Annotated in this window: 13 protein-coding genes; 7 read left to right on the top strand and 6 right to left on the bottom strand. The window is 57.3% G+C overall.

The features are described 5' to 3' along the window. Positions 1 to 36 precede the first annotated feature (36 nt). The 5 genes from HMPREF1631_RS02160 to HMPREF1631_RS02140 form a co-directional block, all read right to left on the bottom strand. Positions 37 to 1,680 (bottom strand): GAF domain-containing sensor histidine kinase, encoded by a 1,644-nt coding sequence (locus HMPREF1631_RS02160; protein ID WP_034231866.1) that lies wholly within the window; start codon positions 1,678 to 1,680, stop codon positions 37 to 39. Between the two features lie 3 nt (positions 1,681 to 1,683). Further along, positions 1,684 to 3,438: a thiol reductant ABC exporter subunit CydC gene (gene cydC, locus HMPREF1631_RS02155; protein ID WP_034231864.1), complete on the bottom strand. Its 1,755-nt coding sequence runs from the start codon at positions 3,436 to 3,438 to the stop codon at positions 1,684 to 1,686. After that, a complete protein-coding gene (gene cydD / locus HMPREF1631_RS02150; RefSeq protein ID WP_052046961.1) occupies positions 3,419 to 5,113 on the bottom strand; it encodes a thiol reductant ABC exporter subunit CydD in 1,695 nt (564 codons plus the stop codon). Before cydD ends, cydC begins: the two co-directional genes overlap by 20 nt. A 214-nt stretch (positions 5,114 to 5,327) precedes the next feature. Beyond that, complete coding sequence (gene cydB / locus HMPREF1631_RS02145) at positions 5,328 to 6,461, bottom strand: cytochrome d ubiquinol oxidase subunit II (RefSeq protein WP_034231863.1); 1,134 nt, start codon at positions 6,459 to 6,461, stop codon at positions 5,328 to 5,330. Between the two features lie 21 nt (positions 6,462 to 6,482). Continuing rightward, positions 6,483 to 7,991 carry a cytochrome ubiquinol oxidase subunit I gene (locus HMPREF1631_RS02140; RefSeq protein WP_034231862.1) on the bottom strand — a complete coding sequence of 503 codons (1,509 nt, stop codon included), beginning with the start codon at positions 7,989 to 7,991 and terminating at the stop codon, positions 6,483 to 6,485. A 570-nt stretch (positions 7,992 to 8,561) separates the two neighbouring features. On the opposite strand from HMPREF1631_RS02140, the gene HMPREF1631_RS02130 reads away from it, so the two are divergent. From HMPREF1631_RS02130 to HMPREF1631_RS02110, 5 genes are all read left to right on the top strand, one after another. After that, a complete protein-coding gene (locus tag HMPREF1631_RS02130) occupies positions 8,562 to 11,063 on the top strand; it encodes an Rne/Rng family ribonuclease (RefSeq protein WP_052046960.1) in 2,502 nt (833 codons plus the stop codon). A 142-nt stretch (positions 11,064 to 11,205) separates the two neighbouring features. After that, the gene (gene rplU / locus HMPREF1631_RS02125; protein ID WP_034232025.1) at positions 11,206 to 11,511 is read left to right on the top strand and encodes a 50S ribosomal protein L21; all 306 of its coding nucleotides are present in this window, start codon (positions 11,206 to 11,208) and stop codon (positions 11,509 to 11,511) included. A 62-nt stretch (positions 11,512 to 11,573) separates the two neighbouring features. Next, a complete protein-coding gene (gene rpmA, locus HMPREF1631_RS02120; RefSeq protein WP_034231860.1) occupies positions 11,574 to 11,831 on the top strand; it encodes a 50S ribosomal protein L27 in 258 nt (85 codons plus the stop codon). A 92-nt stretch (positions 11,832 to 11,923) separates the two neighbouring features. Continuing rightward, the gene (obgE, locus tag HMPREF1631_RS02115) at positions 11,924 to 13,459 is read left to right on the top strand and encodes a GTPase ObgE (RefSeq protein ID WP_034231858.1); all 1,536 of its coding nucleotides are present in this window, start codon (positions 11,924 to 11,926) and stop codon (positions 13,457 to 13,459) included. Positions 13,460 to 13,540: 81 nt separating this feature from the next. Beyond that, positions 13,541 to 14,512 carry a hypothetical protein gene (locus tag HMPREF1631_RS02110; protein ID WP_034231856.1) on the top strand — a complete coding sequence of 324 codons (972 nt, stop codon included), beginning with the start codon at positions 13,541 to 13,543 and terminating at the stop codon, positions 14,510 to 14,512. Between the two features lie 155 nt (positions 14,513 to 14,667). Here the strand turns inward: HMPREF1631_RS02110 and trxA are convergent, their stop codons facing one another. Further along, complete coding sequence (gene trxA / locus HMPREF1631_RS02105; RefSeq protein WP_084707324.1) at positions 14,668 to 15,039, bottom strand: thioredoxin; 372 nt, start codon at positions 15,037 to 15,039, stop codon at positions 14,668 to 14,670. 173 nt (positions 15,040 to 15,212) lie between these two features. Between trxA and nadD the strand changes: the two genes are divergently transcribed. Both nadD and HMPREF1631_RS02095 read left to right on the top strand, forming a co-directional pair. Next, positions 15,213 to 15,845 carry a nicotinate-nucleotide adenylyltransferase gene (nadD, locus tag HMPREF1631_RS02100; RefSeq protein WP_052046978.1) on the top strand — a complete coding sequence of 211 codons (633 nt, stop codon included), beginning with the start codon at positions 15,213 to 15,215 and terminating at the stop codon, positions 15,843 to 15,845. Between the two features lie 61 nt (positions 15,846 to 15,906). Continuing rightward, positions 15,907 to 16,770: a hypothetical protein gene (locus tag HMPREF1631_RS02095; protein ID WP_034231853.1), complete on the top strand. Its 864-nt coding sequence runs from the start codon at positions 15,907 to 15,909 to the stop codon at positions 16,768 to 16,770. The last annotated feature ends 56 nt before the right edge of the window (positions 16,771 to 16,826 follow it).

Genomic DNA, 16,826 nt, shown 5'->3' with positions numbered 1-16,826 from the left:
GGAGCGAAATTATCCGAATGCGCCGTACGGCGCATTTCAGCGCAGAGGTGCGCTCCATACCATTTCGGTGCCGCTCGGTACGTCCTGTCTGTTGTGAATACTGAAAGTGCCGTGGTGTCTGCGCGCACGGGCAGCCAGATTGGAAAGCCCGCTGCGCCGCGAAGAGGTATGCGTGATCCCGGAGCCGTCGTCTTTCACGCGGATCGTGATTTTATCCGGGGAAGCGGATACCTCAACCAAAACGGAAGAGGCGTGTGCGTGACGCGATGCGTTGCTCAGTCCTTCGCGTACCACCGCAACTACGTCGTCGGCGATATCGCTGCCGATCGCGTCGTCAATCAGCGTGAAATCAAAATCCTCCGTGACGGGCTCTGTGTTCCAGGTGATCAGAAGCGATGGGGCAAAGCCGAGCGACTGCAGGGCGAGCGTGGCTTCCTGTTGCAGACGGTCCACAACCGCGGCGGGCGAAGAATCCTCGCGCAGAGACTGGACTATTTTTCTGATCTGCCCAACCGATTCGTCGATCGCCCAAATTGCCTCGTCCAGGGCTTTCTTTGCCGAATCGCTCAGTGTCTGCTTTGGATCTTCGCGAATTGCCGTGATGTGCATTCCCGACGCAAACAGCTGCTGAATTGCCAGGTCATGCAGATCGCGTGAGATTCTTGCTTTCTCGTCGAGCTCCGCGGCAAGTTCTTTTGCGTGGCGTGCCTCTGCCAGTTCCAGGGCTATTGCCGCCTGCTGCGCCGCGTTTTCCGCCATTGCCAGATCGTGCAGATCGAATTCCGCAGCTCCCGGATAACGGAAGAGAATAATCACGCCTCTGCCGATTCCCTGCGAAATCAGGGGAGCATACAGTGCGGGACCGAACTGCCGCAGCTGTGTCAGGCGAATCGTGGAAAGACGCTGCATCGAATCGATAACCATTCCGGCCTGTTCGCGGATCACGGTGCGGGCGCGTCCGTTTTCGGGAAACCGGATTCCCAGGAATTTTGCCGAGCCTTTGCCCGCGCTGATTTCGCAGACCCATGTGTCGTTGATGGAAGGCAGAACCATTAAGGCGATTTCCGCCCGTGAGGCCTGCAGCATCTGGTCGGTGATAACCTGCAGTGCCTCCTCCTCGTCCGAGCCTTCCAGCAGGGAAGAAACGATATTCTGGGAGGCGTTGAGCCACCTGGCACGGTTTTGCGAGGTGGCATACTCGTGTGAATTCTGTACGGCGATGGAGGCCGCGCGGGCGAGCAGTCTCATGTTTTTCGCGTCCGATCCGTCAAAATCGGTGGGTTTGTCCGTCAGATACAGTCTGCCCCAAACCTGCTCGTTGACGGGAACGATGACGCCCAGGAAGTTCTTCATCGTAGGATGTCCCTCGGGGAAACCGCCGTATTTGGGATTTTGCCCCAAATCGTTGACAATCAGTGCCCCGTCGCGCGGAATGTCAAGAAAAACGCCGTGTCCTTTCGGCGGGGAACCGATCATTTTTCCTGTTTCTTCGCTGAGTCCGGAAAAATAGAATTCGATGGTGTCGCCGTGCGTGTCCAAAACGCCCAGGGCGGCGTATTTCGCGCCGGTAAGCTCACAGGCCGAGTCCACGAAATACTGCAGTGCCGTGGAACGTTCCAGTGTCCCTGTAAGCTCGAATGACTTTGTGATTACGTCCAGAAGGGATGATTCGGATTTCATGATTTATTCTTCCTGTTCCAATGCCCGGCGGTAGTCCGAAACGGTATCCGACAGCTCCCGGTGTGTGCCGCGTGCCCTGATTTTGGCGGGGGATCCGGCCAGAAATATCACTTCATCCGCCGCGTCCAAAGGCCGCAGACGATGGGTGACAAGAATCACGCCGCGGTTTTTTCGGCGCAGCTGCAGAAAGTCTGTGATCAGAGCGTCTGCCGCCGCGGGATCCAGATGTTCCCCCGGCTCGTCCAAAAGGAGGAACGGAGCATTTGCCGCCAGAGACCGGGCGAGCAGCAGACGCCGCCGTTCCCCTCCGGAGACGGTGGCGGCGTCGGATCCGATCAGCGTCTGCACGCCTTCGGGCAGCTGTTCCAGCCACTTCTTCAGACCGGCGTCGGCCAGCAGTTCCCCGGCTTCCGCCGCCGTGAGGTTTCCCCGCGCCACACGGAGATTTTCCAAAACGGAGGTCTCGAAAATATGTGCGTCTTCCGCGGTGAGCACGAGGCTGCGGGAAATGTCTTTTCGGGGAATCCGTGCCGTGGGGACGCCGTTGAGAGTGACGCTGCCCGCGTGGGGTTCGAGCATTCCCGCCAGCGTAAAGAGCAGCGTTGTTTTTCCGATGCCGGAAGCACCCACAACCGCAATTGCCTTTCCCGCACGCAGCTCAAGATCGATCGGTCCGGCCACATCTTTTCCGCCCCAGCCCACGGTCAGATTTTCTGCCTTCAGAACCGGCGGGGCGGAAAGGGAAAAGGTCTGTTCCGCCGCGCGGGGGCTTTCGTTCTTTGCCGCATCGAGCAGCCGGATAATGCGTTCCGCGGCATTTGCCGAGCGAACCAGACCGATGGCGGCAGGAGAAAGTCTCTGCGTGCTTTCAAAGGCGGCAAGCGGGGTGAGGGTGCACACCACCAGAGCGACTTCGGAGAGCTGCCCGTTCATAACTTCCATGCTTCCGAGCACGATGGCAGATACGACGGTGATTCCGAGTGCGATTACGTCTATCGCCGCCGCCAGGGCGTTTGCCCGCGCGGATTTGTTGCGTTCGGCGCGGATTTGCGATTCGGTCTGTGCCAGTTCTTTTTGCAGAACGGAAAATTTTCCGGCTACTTTCAGTTCCGAAGTATGCTCCAGCATTGTCAGGGCAATAACGTTCAGTCTGCTGCGGGCACGCACACGTTCGGCCTCCGATATTTTTGCCCCGCGGGCGGCAGACAGGGGAGCGAAAATACCCGCGCCGAGCAGGCACAGGGCGAATACGGCTCCCACCGTATGGGAGATGGAAAATACGATGCAAAACGAGAGCAGGGAAGTCGTTGCGGCAACAGCCGCGGGAAGCATTGATTTTACGACCACTTCGCCCAGGTCGTCCACGTCGGAGCCGGTGCGGGCCAGCAGGTCGCCGCGTTTGATGCCCGCCACGGCGCCGATGGGCGCATGGGAAAGGTACTCATAGACGTGTGTGCGGATTGTCCCCATTCCCGCTAACGCAACCCTGTGCGAGAAAATCCGTTCCAGGTAACGGAAAATGGGCTTTCCCACACCGAAGGCACGCACGGCGGTAGTGGCAACGGTCAGTTCCAAAACGGAGGGAAGCTGTGCGGCGCGGGCAATAAGCCAGGCGGAAACGGCGCCCAAACCGATCCCCGAACCGAGTGCGCAGGTGCCGAACAAAACGGCAAGGAGAAAACGCCTTTTTCTGATTTGCAACAGTTTCAGCGCTCTGACCAGGTATTTTCTTTCATTTTCAGAAAGGAAGAAGGGCATTTCCGGGCTCCTTTGATCCTTTGTCACTCTGCTCTGTGCGTGTTGCCGAGCAGACCGTGATTATACTGTCGGCCCGTTTTTCCACTGCTTTGCGGTGGGCGATTACGATCACCGTGTGTCCGCGGGATTTGAGCAGGGAAACGGTGTTGAGAATATATTCTTCGCTGACGGAATCCAGATGTGCCGAAGGCTCGTCAAGGATAATAATTTTTTTCCCGGAAACGAGCGCCCGGGTGAGGGCCAGGCGTTGGCGCTGACCGACGGACAGGCCGACTCCGCCCTGTCCGAGCGGTGTTTCCCATCCTGCCGGAAGAGTGTCGAGTACGGCATCAAAACCCGTCAGGTGTGCGGCGCGGGCGAGTTTTTCGGGGTCGGAAACGCCGATGTTTTCGGCAACCGTGCCCGCAACCAGGGCGGGACGCTGCGGTACCCAGGCAATTTGTTCCCACCACGAATGCAGATCCAGCTCAGACAGGGGAATTCCGCCGACAGTCACCGTTCCGGAATCGGGATTCAGCAGTCCGAGGAGTACGCTGACGGCAGTGGATTTTCCCGCTCCGGATTTGCCTTTCAGTACTGTTACTCGGCGGGGAAGGATTTCCGCATTCAGGTGTGCGGGCGCAACGGTGGTGCGGTGCGGGGCATAGACGCACAGATCGCGGAAACGGATCACGGCAGTGTCCGGGTCGGGCAGAGGCTTCTTTCCGGAATGCGGCGTAAGGGGAATTTCCAATATCCCGAAAGTTTTTTCGGCGGCGGCGACTCCGTCGGCGGAGGCATGAAACTGTGTGCCTACTTCGCGCAGGGGTTTAAACACTTCCGGGGTAAGCATAATGACCGCCAAACCTTCAAAGAGCAGCATTTGCCCCGCAACCATTCTGAATCCGACTTCCACGGCAATAATCGCCGTGGAGAGCGTGGTAATAAATTCGAGGGCGGCACCGGAGAGAAAAGCGACGTAAAGAGTCTGCATGGTTTTTTCGGTGAAAGCGTTTCCCAGCTCGCGGACTTTCTTTTCCGGACCCATTTCCCGTCCCACGGCTTTCAGCGTGGTCAGCCCCGCCAGCAGGTCGAGCAGCTGCGATCCCAGCTGCTGCATGGCGGCGAGCCGCTGTTGGGAGTAGTTTGCCGTCATTTTTCCGATCAGGATCATAAACAGCGGCACCAGGGGGATGCAGAAAATGACTGTGAGCGCGGAAATCCAATCGAGCCAAAAAATAATCAGCAGCAGCATCGGCATGGCGGTGGCACAGAGAAACAGCTGGGGAAGAAACGATACGAAGTAGGCTTCCAGATCATCCAGACCGCGGGTAACGAGCGTAACTGCGGCGGCGGTATTTCCTTCCGCAAGCCACCGTTCCCCGAGAGCAGCGGCATGGGTGAGCACTTTTTCCCGCAGCGCGCCAATCACCCGCAGCGCAGATCGGTGTGCGACGGAGTTTTGCAGATAGTGGAGGCAGGCGCGCAGAAGGAATACGGCTCCCACGCCGATTGCAGCCCGCGCGGTTGTCTGCGGTGCCGCGCGGTGGTAAAAAACGGATGACAGTGCGTCGGAAATCAGAAACGTCTGCACTGCCACAAGAAGAGTGGCAAGAAAACCCACAGCGACCAGAAATGCAATATATTTACGTGTCTGCGCAGCGTATTTAAGCAGCCTGGGATCGAACGGTTTCACGAAGCAAAGCCTCCTCCGATAGGGTTAATTTCAGTCTACAGTGGCTTTTCCGAAGTGGGAAAATTTAACCGGTTTTAATTTGGAACAGTTAATGAAAAGTTCCGAAAAGAGCGCGGAAAAAGGAAAATGCGTTTTTGAAAATGCTGCTCCCCGAAACCGGTCGCGCGCAACGGTTTCGGGGAGCAGCCCATGCCCGGCAATACACTGCGGGAACTTACGCCTTAGCGGTTTCGAATGAGCGAATCCTGTGCAGATCGAGTCCGGCGGATTCCTCGGGGATATTGTCCACACTCAGACGCTTTGAAAATACCCAGTATGCCCATGCCGTGTAACCCAGCACAACAGGCACGAACAGTACCACGGGAACCAGCATTACAATATGCGTCGGCTGCGTGGCGGATGCCTGCGCGAGAGTGAGGTTGTAGGCGGGATTGACCGAGGACTTCAGCGCGTTTGCCCCGAATGTGGTGAAGATAAACACCACCGCGGCCGCCAGTGCCGCAAAATGGGTGAAGAAAGCGGGCTTTCCGCTGCCTTTCAGCGCGAGCAGTTCGGTGACGACAAGCAGAACCGCGGCGATCAGCAGCGGGATCCACGACTGAATTCCGACGGCATAGGCAAACTGTGCCCACAGCGCCCAGACAGCGGTGAATACCGTGGAGGCCAGACCGGATTTCCATGCGAAAGCCAGTGCGCGGCGGCGGAAATCTCCCTGTGTTTTCAGGGACAGCCAGAGCGCTCCGTGCGTCAGGAACAGAGAGCAGACAACCACTCCGCCGAGAATCGTGAACGGAGTCAGCAGGGAGAAGAATCCTCCGGTGAGGAAGTGGTGTGCGCCCGCACCGAGAGCACTGTCCACCGCAGACGGATCGGCGGCGGTGAAGGTACCGTTGCGGTATTCGCCTACTTCGATCCGCATTCCCTGTACCAGATTGGCGAAAGCCACACCCCAGAGAATGGAAACCAGCCAGGAAGCTCCGAAATGGAGATTGTCCCACGTGTTGCGCCATTTCTCGGAGTTGATCTTTCCCCGCCACTCAATTGCGCAAATTCGCACAATCAGCAGCAGAAGTACCACAACAAGCGCCGTATACATTCCGGAGAACATAGTTGCGTACCAACCCGGGAAAGCGGCAAACGTGGCGCCGCCGGCCGTGAGGAGAAAGACTTCGTTTCCGTCCCAGTGCGGTCCGATGGTGTTCATTATCAGACGGCGTTCTTTCGCGTTTTTGGGCAAAATGCGCAGCAGCATCCCGGATCCGAAGCCGAAGCCTTCGAGGGTGACGTATCCGATCCACAGTACGGTAATGAGGATGAACCAAAGAATTTGCAAGAATGAAAGATCCATTGTCTGTTATCCTTTCTTTCCTCAGTATGCAAAGCTGAGCTTTACGTTCGGGCTTGCGGTATCAATCATTTCGGTGCGGAGAGCCTGCTGCGGATTGATTCCCTCGACCGCGTACCGTTTGACAAGCACGAACCACACGACACCGAGAACGGCGTAGAGCACGGTGAAAAGAACCATCGAGAGGAGCACTTCCACCGAGAGCACGTTTTGGGAAACACCGAAATCCGTCATCTGATGGATCAGATCCGAAGGGGCGGTGGAGGCCATCGGCTGGGAGTTGAAATTCGGGTATACCACCCACGGCTGACGTCCCATTTCGGTAAGAATCCATCCGAAAGTAGAAGCGATAAAGGGCAGCGGAATCGTTGCCACAAACAGCTTTGCCAGTTTTCCGGAAGCCGGGAGACGGTCTTTGCGCAGTGCGCGCAGGCCGAGCAGCGACAGCGCCAGAGAGGCAAATCCGAGAATCATCATGATTCTGAAGGAGTAGAACGATACAAAGATGTTGGGCAGGTAATTTTGGTGCGGACCGTATTCGTCGGCGAAATACTTCTGCCACTGTTCGTTGATTTCCTTTGCCCCGGTTAATTTCGACTCCGGGCCCGAGAAATGGTTTGTGACCATGAAAGATTCAAGGCCGGGAATCGGCAGTTTGACCACGGAGTCTTTGGTCAGGTCCGTGCCGGTGAGAAGCAGTCCGAGCGGGGCGGACTCTTCGCTCTGGGCGATACCCATGGCGGCGATCATCTTTGTGGGCTGCTCATGGTAGATATGCTGCCCCATGAAATGCCCGGTGGTGATAACCAGCAGCGAAGAGACAAGCATGGTTACCAGACCGAAACGCGCCGCCGGTTTCCAGTAGGTTTCGGCTTCTTCCCGGTTTCCCTTCTTTACCATGCGTACCACCCACCACAGAGCGATTCCCGCAATCAGGGAGCCGGCCACGAGCAGCGAGGCGGTGATGGTGTGCGCGAAGGCATACATCGATGTTTTGGAGAAAATTACGGAGAGGAATCCGTGTGCGCCGTCCAGTTCCGCACGGTGCTTTTCGGGATTGTACACGGCTCCGTTCGGATTTTGCATAAAGGAATTTGCGGCCAGAATGAAGAGCGCCGAGATGTTGGTTCCCAAAGCAAACAGCCAGATTGAAAGGGTGTGGATCTTCGGGGTTACCCGGCCTCTGCCGAAAATCCAGATTCCGAGGAATGTGGATTCCAGGAAGAAGGCGAGCAGAGCTTCGAATGCGAGCGGTGCGCCGAAGATATCGCCCACGTAAAGCGAATACTGGGACCAGTTCATGCCGAACTGGAATTCCTGCACAATACCCGTGGCAACGCCGAGGGCGAAGTTAATAACTAAAATTTTTCCGAAAAATTCCGACAGCCGCAGCCAGCGTTCGTCTCCGCTGCGGAGCCATTTGGTCTGCATCAGTGCAACAAGGGGTGAAAGTCCGATTGTCAGCGGCACCAAAATAAAATGGTAAACCGTGGTGATACCGAACTGCCACCGTGCAAGGTCTAGGACTTCCACGTGCTTTCCTTTCGTGCAAAAAATGAATATCGGCCGGCGGGCCGTTTCGGATGCGCGAACACTTCCGGCGCGGTACGCCGAGCGCCGGGGTAAAACCAAAGTCCCATCCCGGTGTTCTCATATTCAATAATGAAGAGAAATCTGTGGGAATTCCACTTATTTTTGGGTGTTTTTCGCTTTATTTTAAACTCGTTTTTGCGTCTCTATAGAACCTATGCTTCCGGGCGGTTTCGAAGCGTGGTGTCGCAAAAGAATAACGCAACATTTGTTTTTCTTATTTTATTTTCCGCGACGGCGCGCAGCTGCCGGCCAAATGTGTGTTTCCGCACTTATTCCCGTGTGAATCCCGTTATTTTGTTTCTCCGGTCAGTTACGGGGCGGAAAATGTGTATAATTATGTGCGAAAGACCGAATTGCATCAATTCGGTTCCGTTTCGGTTGTCTGTGCGCCGGTTCTCGTGCTGCCGTGCCGAAACGCTGAAGAAGACTTTTGCAATCCGAGATTGCACCGACTTAAATACGGCGGCGCATAAGATTCGATGCACTTTGTGCCGCCGGGGGAGTATATCCATGACTGATCAGCAGTCTTCTCCGCAGAGCGGAGAATTGGGCGGGCAGCGCGGGCGTGCCCGAAAATCGGGGACGGAAAGAAGAAGCAGCGCGGAAAAGGCCGTTGCCGATTCGCTGACCGAGCTGAAAAACGATCCGCGCCGCCGCAGTGCGGAAAAGAAATCCGTCCGCGTGTCCGTGCCCAAAGCGGCGATTGCGGATCTCGTTTTCTCTGCGGAAGAAACGCCCCGGCAGACCGTTAAAACGCTGCCTTCCGTGCAGCTGCCGGCGGTTACGGCACCTCTTTTCAGGGAGCCGGACATGGCGGCTCTGGCAGCCGCAGCCGGGCACGGTTCATCTGCGGGGCAGGACGGGGATGAAGCCGCCGTCGACGGCGAATCCGCGGAAAAGGAAAAAGAGGCGCCGCGCAGATCGCGCCGCGGCACAAGGGGCGGAAGAAGCAGCGAAGAGACAAAGGCGGCGTCCGTGCGGCATTCGGCAGATACAGCCGAAAACGGAGACGAAAACGAAATTCCGCAGGATCGGCAGCCCGGGGAAAAGAAACGTCTGCGGCGCAGAAGAAAAACCGGGAAAGATGCGGTGCCGCAGGCCGGGGAAAGCGGCGCGGAAGAGAATGAGGATTCGGCCGAAGAAGTGCCTACGGTTCGCCGCAGGAGGCGCCGCGCGTCTGCCCCCGCAGACGAAGTCAGCGCACCCAAGGGTTCGACACGCCTGGCCGCCAAGCGGCAGAGACGCAAAGAGGGACGGGAAGTCGGCCGCCGGCGCCATTCTATTTCGGAAGCGGAGTTTTTGGCCCGCCGGGAATCCGTTTACCGCGAAATGCTGATTCGCGAGCGTGACGGTCTGAACCAGATCGCCGTCACCGAAGACGGTGTGCTCGTCGAACATTATGTGGCCAGGCACACACAGACTTCAATGGTCGGCAACGTGTATCTGGGCAGGGTGCAGAACGTGCTGCCTTCGATGGAAGCCGCATTCGTAGACATCGGCAGAGGACGCAACGCGGTTCTCTATGCCGGGGAAGTCAATTGGGATGCGGTCGGTCTGGAAGGCAGACCGCGCAGGATCGAAAACGCACTTAAGTCCGGGGATCCGGTATTGGTGCAGGTAACCAAGGATCCGATCGGGCACAAGGGGGCCCGTCTGACGGGTCAGATCACTCTCGCGGGACGCCATCTGGTGCTCGTGCCCAACGGTGCGATGACGGGTATTTCCCGCAAACTTCCCGAAGCCGAGCGGATCCGCCTGAAACGGCTGCTGAAAGAGATTGTGCCTTCGTGCCACGGGGTGATCGTACGTACCGCCGCCGAAGGGGCAACCGACGAACAGCTGCGCAACGACGTCGGACGCCTGATTGCCTCATGGAAAGACATTGAGGCGAAGTCGAAGAGTTCGAAAAATGCGCCTTCGCTGCTCAAAGGAGAACCCGAACTGGCCGTGCGGGTAGTGCGCGACGTGTTCAACGAGGACTTCAACAAGCTGCGCATTTCCGGGGAAAACGCCTGGGAAACCATTTCCCGCTATGTGGAGGATCTGTCTCCCGAACTGGCCGACAGAATGGAAAAGTGGGAAGAGGATAAGGATATTTTCGCCCATTACCGGGTTGATGAGCAGCTGCAGAAAGCCTTCGACAGAATGGTGTATCTGCCTTCGGGCGGATCGCTGGTGATCGACCGGACGGAAGCCATGACCGTGATTGACGTAAACACGGGAAAGTTCACCGGCACGGGAGGCACGCTGGAGGAAACCGTTACGCGCAACAATCTGGAAGCCGCCGAGGAAATTGTGCGCCAGCTGCGTCTGCGCGATATCGGGGGAATCGTCGTAATCGACTTTATCGACATGGTATTGGAAGCGAACCGCGATCTTGTGCTGCGGCGTCTGATTGAGTGTCTGGGGCGCGACCGTACGCGGCATCAGGTTGCCGAGGTCAGTTCGCTGGGTCTGGTGCAGATGACGCGCAAGCGCGTGGGCCAGGGACTTGTGGAGGCTTTTTCCACAACCTGCGAAGCGTGCGCCGGGCGCGGATATATTTCCCATGAAGATCCGGTGGAGAAGGAAGAACAGCCGAAGAAGACACGGCATGCCGAACCCGCCGCGGATCCGAAGCAGGCAAAGGTGAAAGAGGCTTTGGCGAATATCGCTGCCGCGGCCGGGAAACACCACGAAGAAAACGGGGAACCCGCCGCGCAAGACCGCCCGGCGGAGGAAAAAGACGGACATGGCGAAAATGCGCGGGAGAAAAAGCCGAAGTCGGCCGCGCGCGCCCGGAAACGGAAAGACGCCGCAGGTACATCGCGGGCAAAAGCGGCAAAAACCGCACCTCCTGCCCCGGCTCCGGGGGAGGAAACCGCGGAGAAAGAGACTCCGGGCGGGGGCGCCAAGTCCGCGCCGAAACGCCGCCGGGTGTCTTCCACGGGAACGATCACTCCGAAAACGGCGGAGGGGTTTGAAATTATTTCTTTCCCCGTCGCGCAGCCCGCATCGCAGACCGAACGGTGAATGTGGCGATTATCGCCTTTCCCGAACTTGTTTACACTGCCCCGCGTGAAGTAAGGTGGTGTGTCGGCACGTGAAATGTGCCTATAATTTTCAGTGCATGCGCATCTGCGTATGCAGCCGTATCGACAGAGATGAGCAGAACGTGGTTTACGCGATTGTGAAAGCAGGCGGGCGTCAGGAAAAGGCGTCTGTTGGAGGCATTCTCGTTGTGGACAGAATTGAAGGCAAGGCCGGAGACAAGGTTGAGCTGGAGCCGATTATGCTTGTCGACGGTGAGAAGATCACCACTGCCGCCGATGGTATTTCCGCTAAGGTGACTGCCGAAATTGTGGGTGACGAGAAGGGTCCGAAGATTTCTATCGTTAAGTACAAGAATAAGACCGGTTACCGCAAGCGTCAGGGTCACCGGCAGAAGCTGACCCGTCTTAAGGTCACCGGCATTAAGTGATTCGTCCCCTTTGGGTTATCCGTTCAACAAGCTTAAATAGTTAAGAGAGCAGGTCAGGAAACATGGCACATAAGAAGGGCGCCAGCTCCACCAGCAACGGCCGCGATTCCAATGCGCAGCGGCTGGGTGTGAAGCGTTTTGGCGGTCAGTTTGTCAATGCAGGTGAAATCATCGTGCGTCAGCGCGGTACCCATTTCCATCCGGGTGCCAATGTCGGCCGCGGAAAAGACGACACCTTGTTTGCGCTCGCCGAGGGCACCGTGGAATTCGGTGTTCGCCGTGACCGCAAAGTCGTCAATGTTGTTTTGGCAGACGCATAAAAGTTATTGACAGACGTTTGGCAAACTTCGGGGCGGAGGGCATCTCTCCGCCCCTGTTTTTGTTGCCCTTATTATCCGGAAGGAACTGACCCATGGTGAAATTTGTGGACCGCGTGACACTGCATTTGGAAGCCGGAAAAGGCGGAAACGGTGTGGCGTCGGTACACCGTGAAAAATTCAAGCCTCTCGGCGGTCCCGACGGTGCAAACGGAGGGCACGGAGGGGATATTATCCTGCGTGTGGACGGCAGGGAGACCACGCTTTTGCATCTGCACCACAGTCCGCACCTGAAAGCGGAAAACGGCGGACAGGGCGAAGGAGGCCTGCGGCACGGAAAACGCGGCGCGGACTTAATTGTGAGCGTGCCCAACGGTACGGTGGTAAAAGACGCGGATGGAAATATTCTTGCGGACCTGGTCGGCTTGGGCGCGCAGTATGTCGCTGCCGAAGGCGGATTTGGCGGATTGGGCAATGCCGCTCTGGCTTCCCCCAAACGCCGCGCTCCCGGTTTTGCCCTGTTGGGCGACGAGGGGGAAAAACGCGATCTGATTCTGGAGCTGAAATCGGTTGCCGATGTTGCCCTTGTGGGATTCCCCTCTGCGGGAAAATCGTCGCTGATTGCGGCAATGAGTGCGGCGCGGCCGAAAATTGCGGATTATCCTTTTACCACGCTTGTGCCGAATTTGGGCGTCGCACAGTTCGGCGAATACCGTTATACGCTGGCGGACGTGCCGGGACTGATCCCGGGGGCGGCCGAGGGAAAAGGCCTGGGACTGGAATTTCTGCGGCATATAGAACGCTGCGCAACGATCGTCCACGTGCTTGACTGCGCGGCTTCGGATCCTAGCCGGGATCCGCTTTCCGATCTGGATCTGATTGAATCCGAGCTTGCTTCCTACGCTTCGCGTGTGCCTCCGATTGCCGGGCAGATTCCGCTTCCCGCACGGCCGCGGGTTGTTGTGCTGAACAAAATTGATCTGCCGCAGGCGCGTGAAATTGCCGATTCCATCCGTGATGCGCTTAAGAAACGTTCGCTGCCGGTCTTTTCCGTTTCCGCCGTTTCCCGTGAGGGGCTGAAGGCTCTGGGCTACGGTCTGGGGCAAATCGTAACCGCCGTGCGCGAATCTGAAAAAGAACTGTCCGACCGGCAGCCGCGTACGGTGATCCGTCCGCTGGGAAACAAAAGCGGATGCGGTTTTACGGTTCGTCTCTGCCGCCGCGGGGAACAGCGTTTCTTTCAGATTCGCGGAACAAAAGTGGAACGTTTGGTGCGCCAGACAGATTTTTCCAACGACGAGGCCGTGGGTTATCTTTCGGACAGGCTTAATTCCCTGGGAATCGAAAAGGAGCTTTACCGCGCAGGTGCGCAGGCCGGTGAAATGGTTGTGATCGGCCCGGAGGAAGGCGGGATGATTTTCGACTGGGAGCCGACGGTGAGCGCCGTCGCGCAGGTGCAGGGACCCAGGGGCACGGATTTGCGTCTGGAAGAAAACCGGCGCTCCACGAGAAAAGAGAAAAAGGCGTTTTACCATGAGCGGATGGACGCCAAACAGGCAGCGCGCGAGGAATTGCGCGCGGAGCGCGAACAGGGCAAATGGGTTACGCCGGATGGGGAACGCGATCGTTAAGCCGTGCGGGGGCGCCTGCGGCTTTCACCTTTTTGCGGAAATGAACTAAACTGTATCTTACAGCTATGTTTGCGAAGGGGAATGGGAAATACTGTGATAGAAGTTGCAACTTCAAAGCGGGCGCTTTGGGATTCAACTCCGCTTGCCTTGGATTCGCCTCTTGGTCCGCCCGATACCTATGCCGAGGTGCTCGTCGGTTTCGATCTGTCGGCTCTGGGTCTGCAGCCGTTGGAAATACCCGGTGAGTACGGGCCGGAGACAACTGTTTCGGAACTGAATTATCCGCGTTTGTCTGCGGCAGTGAAGGCCGCTTTAAGCGGAGATGTGGATTTTGTCTCTTTGGACCGTAATTTTCACCTCGATCCCGCACACATGGAGAGGGTGGCTTCCCTCGACGGTCTGCGTGCCGCGGAAAAACTGTCGAATGTGCTCGACACGGGCGGCATCTGCATCGAACTTCCCTTTGACAGCGCGGGAATAGGGGCGCTTCCCGCCTTTTTGCCCCGGCTGGGCGGAATACGCACGGCTGCCGTGCGTCTGACTTCGGACACGGACTTTGCGTTTCTGGAAAAATTCGCCGATGTGGCCCATAAGCATGGGATTCGTCTGATGGGGATCGTCGACGACGTGGAGTACATGGAGGGGAACCGCGAAGTGGTGACCCGTGTGTTTGACTCCGTGCGTCTGAAGGTCAAAGATCCGCAGCGGATGCGCGCGCTGCGTTTTGAGCTGAGTGCCAGTGCCCATGCGCAGGACACAAAAATTATGGTGTATGTGGAGCTGGGAATAGTGGTTTCGGCTACCATGCAGGCGGCGCGGGAACGGGCGGCCCTCATTGCCGATATCACGCACGAACCGCTGTTTAACGCGATTCCTTTTTCCATCGGAACTGTCTATGATGTGGCGGACGGTGTGGAGAAATGGATTAAATACGGCGCGGCGGACGGTATTTATTTCATTCCGGCTTCCATGCCCACGGATTTGGCTTCTATTTTGCGGGGCGTGATCCCGCTGATTAAGACGCGCACGAGAATGGACCGCAACCAGATCTGAACCGGCCGGCAGCCGCGAAATGATGCGCGGCAGAACAGGTTGGCCGCGTAAAACAGACGGCGAAGAGGGAAACCGTTCCCGCTTCGCCGTTGCGTTTATTATGCGTCATTGCGCGGCTGCGTGTTTCCCGCTGCCGTGCCTGCGCGTTTCTTCTGTTATACTTCCTGTGCCTGGGCAATGAGACGGTCCAGGTCGGTTTTGTCCATTGCGCCGATCTGCGTCATGACCTGTTTTCCGTTGCGGTAAACTACCACCGTCGGAATAGACATGATATTGTGCCGCTGTGCGATCTCCGGCTGGGTTTCGGTGCTTACTTTTCCGAATTTGATGTGCGGGTAGCGGTTTGACGCGTCTTCAAATACGGGTCCGAAGCGTCTGCACGGTCCGCACCACGACGCCCAGAAATCCAGAAAAACGAGCCCTTTTTCAACGGTCTGTGAAAAATTATCGGCAGTTATTTCGATCGTAGCCATGTTTCTCCATCCTTTTGCAGTATGCGTTCTACGGTTATCTCCATCATGACGCATAATTCAAAATAGTTCTATTTTGCTCCGTATTCTGCGCTGACAACGAAATCGGCAAGAGCGGCCCGGATCGGAGGGGGAGGCTGTTTCCGGCGCCAAAACCCGAAATGGGGTTAAAATGGCACTATCCACACAGATGTGGAGTCGGAATACAAAATTGGCAGGGAAACATGGGTGTGTCGGAAAAGAACAAACCGCAGCGGATCGGGATTATGGGCGGTACTTTTGATCCGATTCACAACGGGCATTTGGTGGCCGCCTCCGAGGTGCAGGCGTATTTCGACCTGGACGAAGTGGTGTTTGTGCCCACCGGGCTCCAGCCTTTCAAGCAGAACCGAAAGGTCACTTTTCCCGAACACCGTTATCTGATGACGGTGATTGCCACGGCGAGCAATCCGCATTTTTCCGTTTCCCGGGCGGATATCGACCGCGGGGGAGTTACGTATACCATCGACACGCTGCGTGATCTGCAGAAAGTCTATCCCCATGCGGAACTGTATTTTATTACGGGAGCGGACGTGCTGCCCCAGATTCTGAAGTGGAAAGACCAGCGCGAGCTGTGGGCGATGGCGCATTTTGTGGGAGTGAACCGTCCCGGGCACGAACTGAACACGCAGGGACTGCCCTCTGAGGGAGTGACGGTGATCGATGTGCCGGCAATGGCTATTTCCTCAACCGATATCCGGCGCCGCGCGGCGGCGGAGCGTCCGATTTGGTATCTCGCCCCGGACGGTGTTGTGCAGTACATTTCCAAATACAGTCTTTATCGGGAGTGCGAAGTTAGGACCACCTCGCTTGTGGTCGACTGAGAAGCGCAAATGCGGTGAATTGAGATAAGATGTTTACCGGGTATACCGGAAGGGGAAAATAATGAGCGAAACTCCGCGCCTGACACGCAGACAGCTGCGCGAGATGGGAAAACTGCAGACCCGTCCGAATGACGCGCCGTCTTTGTCCGAAACACAGGAGCTGCGTCTGCGCCGTCCTTCGCGCAAAGAAATGCGCGAAGCGGAGCGCAGGGAACGCGAGCAGCTGGAAAAGCTGGACATGGCGACAAAAGAGGAAGAAAATCTCCCTTCCGTGCAGGAAACTTCCGCCGGGCAGACCCACTCGGAACCGTCTTTGCGCACTCCTTCGCGGGTATCTGTGTTCGACCGTTTTTCCGAGGACGGCCGGAGCGGGTCTGAAGAGGGGTCTTCCGTTTCGCAGCAGAAGGCAAAACCGGCCGGGCGGGAAACCGACCGGGCGCAGAGCACTCCGGTACCCGATTCACACACCAACGCCGCACAGGAGCCGGAGCCCGGCACAGGGGAATACACCGGCGGTAATGCCGCGCACGGAGAATCGGACGTGCGTCCCGGTCGGGAGCAGGAAGACAACTCCCTGCGCAGCAGGCTGCTGCAGAGAATGCAGGGAGATACGGTGTCGGATAATGAGCCGGCTGCCGCGCCTGACGCTGACGCAGATGCGTCCGGCGGGCAGGAAGAGGCTGCGCCCCGGCAGGGTGCGGAAGAAAACGCGGAAGAAGAAAAGAGCGCAGGGGAATGCGCCGGTGTTTCGGAAGTGGAAGTACGTGCCGATTACGGGCAGAAACATTCATGGCTGCTGTTTCTCGTGCTGATTGTGGTTGGTGCGATTATCGGATATCTGTTGGGATCCTGGATTAACGCGGCATTTTTCAGTGCGGGGGATCCGACGCTGCCGGCCGCGGTATCCGGCGTGCGTCTGCTGTAAAGACGGTCCGCCCGGCGGTCTGCGAAACGGAATGCCGGGCGTAAAACATAAATTGC

It is taken from the genome of Arcanobacterium sp. S3PF19 (assembly GCF_000758825.1).
GTDB lineage: Bacteria > Actinomycetota > Actinomycetes > Actinomycetales > Actinomycetaceae > Arcanobacterium_A.
Note: the sequence above shows the minus strand (reverse complement) of the source record. Positions and strands in the feature narration are given on the sequence as shown.

What these genes read in the sequence shown, in the direction of transcription:
- HMPREF1631_RS02160 (WP_034231866.1), bottom strand. Translation starts at nt 1,680, where the DNA reads ATGAAATCCGAATCATCCCTTCTGGACGTAATCACAAAGTCATTCGAG.
- cydC (WP_034231864.1), bottom strand. Translation starts at nt 3,438, where the DNA reads ATGCCCTTCTTCCTTTCTGAAAATGAAAGAAAATACCTGGTCAGAGCG.
- cydB (WP_034231863.1), bottom strand. Translation starts at nt 6,461, where the DNA reads ATGGATCTTTCATTCTTGCAAATTCTTTGGTTCATCCTCATTACCGTA.
- HMPREF1631_RS02130 (WP_052046960.1), top strand. Translation starts at nt 8,562, where the DNA reads ATGACTGATCAGCAGTCTTCTCCGCAGAGCGGAGAATTGGGCGGGCAG.
- rpmA (WP_034231860.1), top strand. Translation starts at nt 11,574, where the DNA reads ATGGCACATAAGAAGGGCGCCAGCTCCACCAGCAACGGCCGCGATTCC.
- obgE (WP_034231858.1), top strand. Translation starts at nt 11,924, where the DNA reads ATGGTGAAATTTGTGGACCGCGTGACACTGCATTTGGAAGCCGGAAAA.
- HMPREF1631_RS02110 (WP_034231856.1), top strand. Translation starts at nt 13,541, where the DNA reads ATGGGAAATACTGTGATAGAAGTTGCAACTTCAAAGCGGGCGCTTTGG.
- trxA (WP_084707324.1), bottom strand. Translation starts at nt 15,039, where the DNA reads ATGCGTCATGATGGAGATAACCGTAGAACGCATACTGCAAAAGGATGG.
- HMPREF1631_RS02095 (WP_034231853.1), top strand. Translation starts at nt 15,907, where the DNA reads ATGAGCGAAACTCCGCGCCTGACACGCAGACAGCTGCGCGAGATGGGA.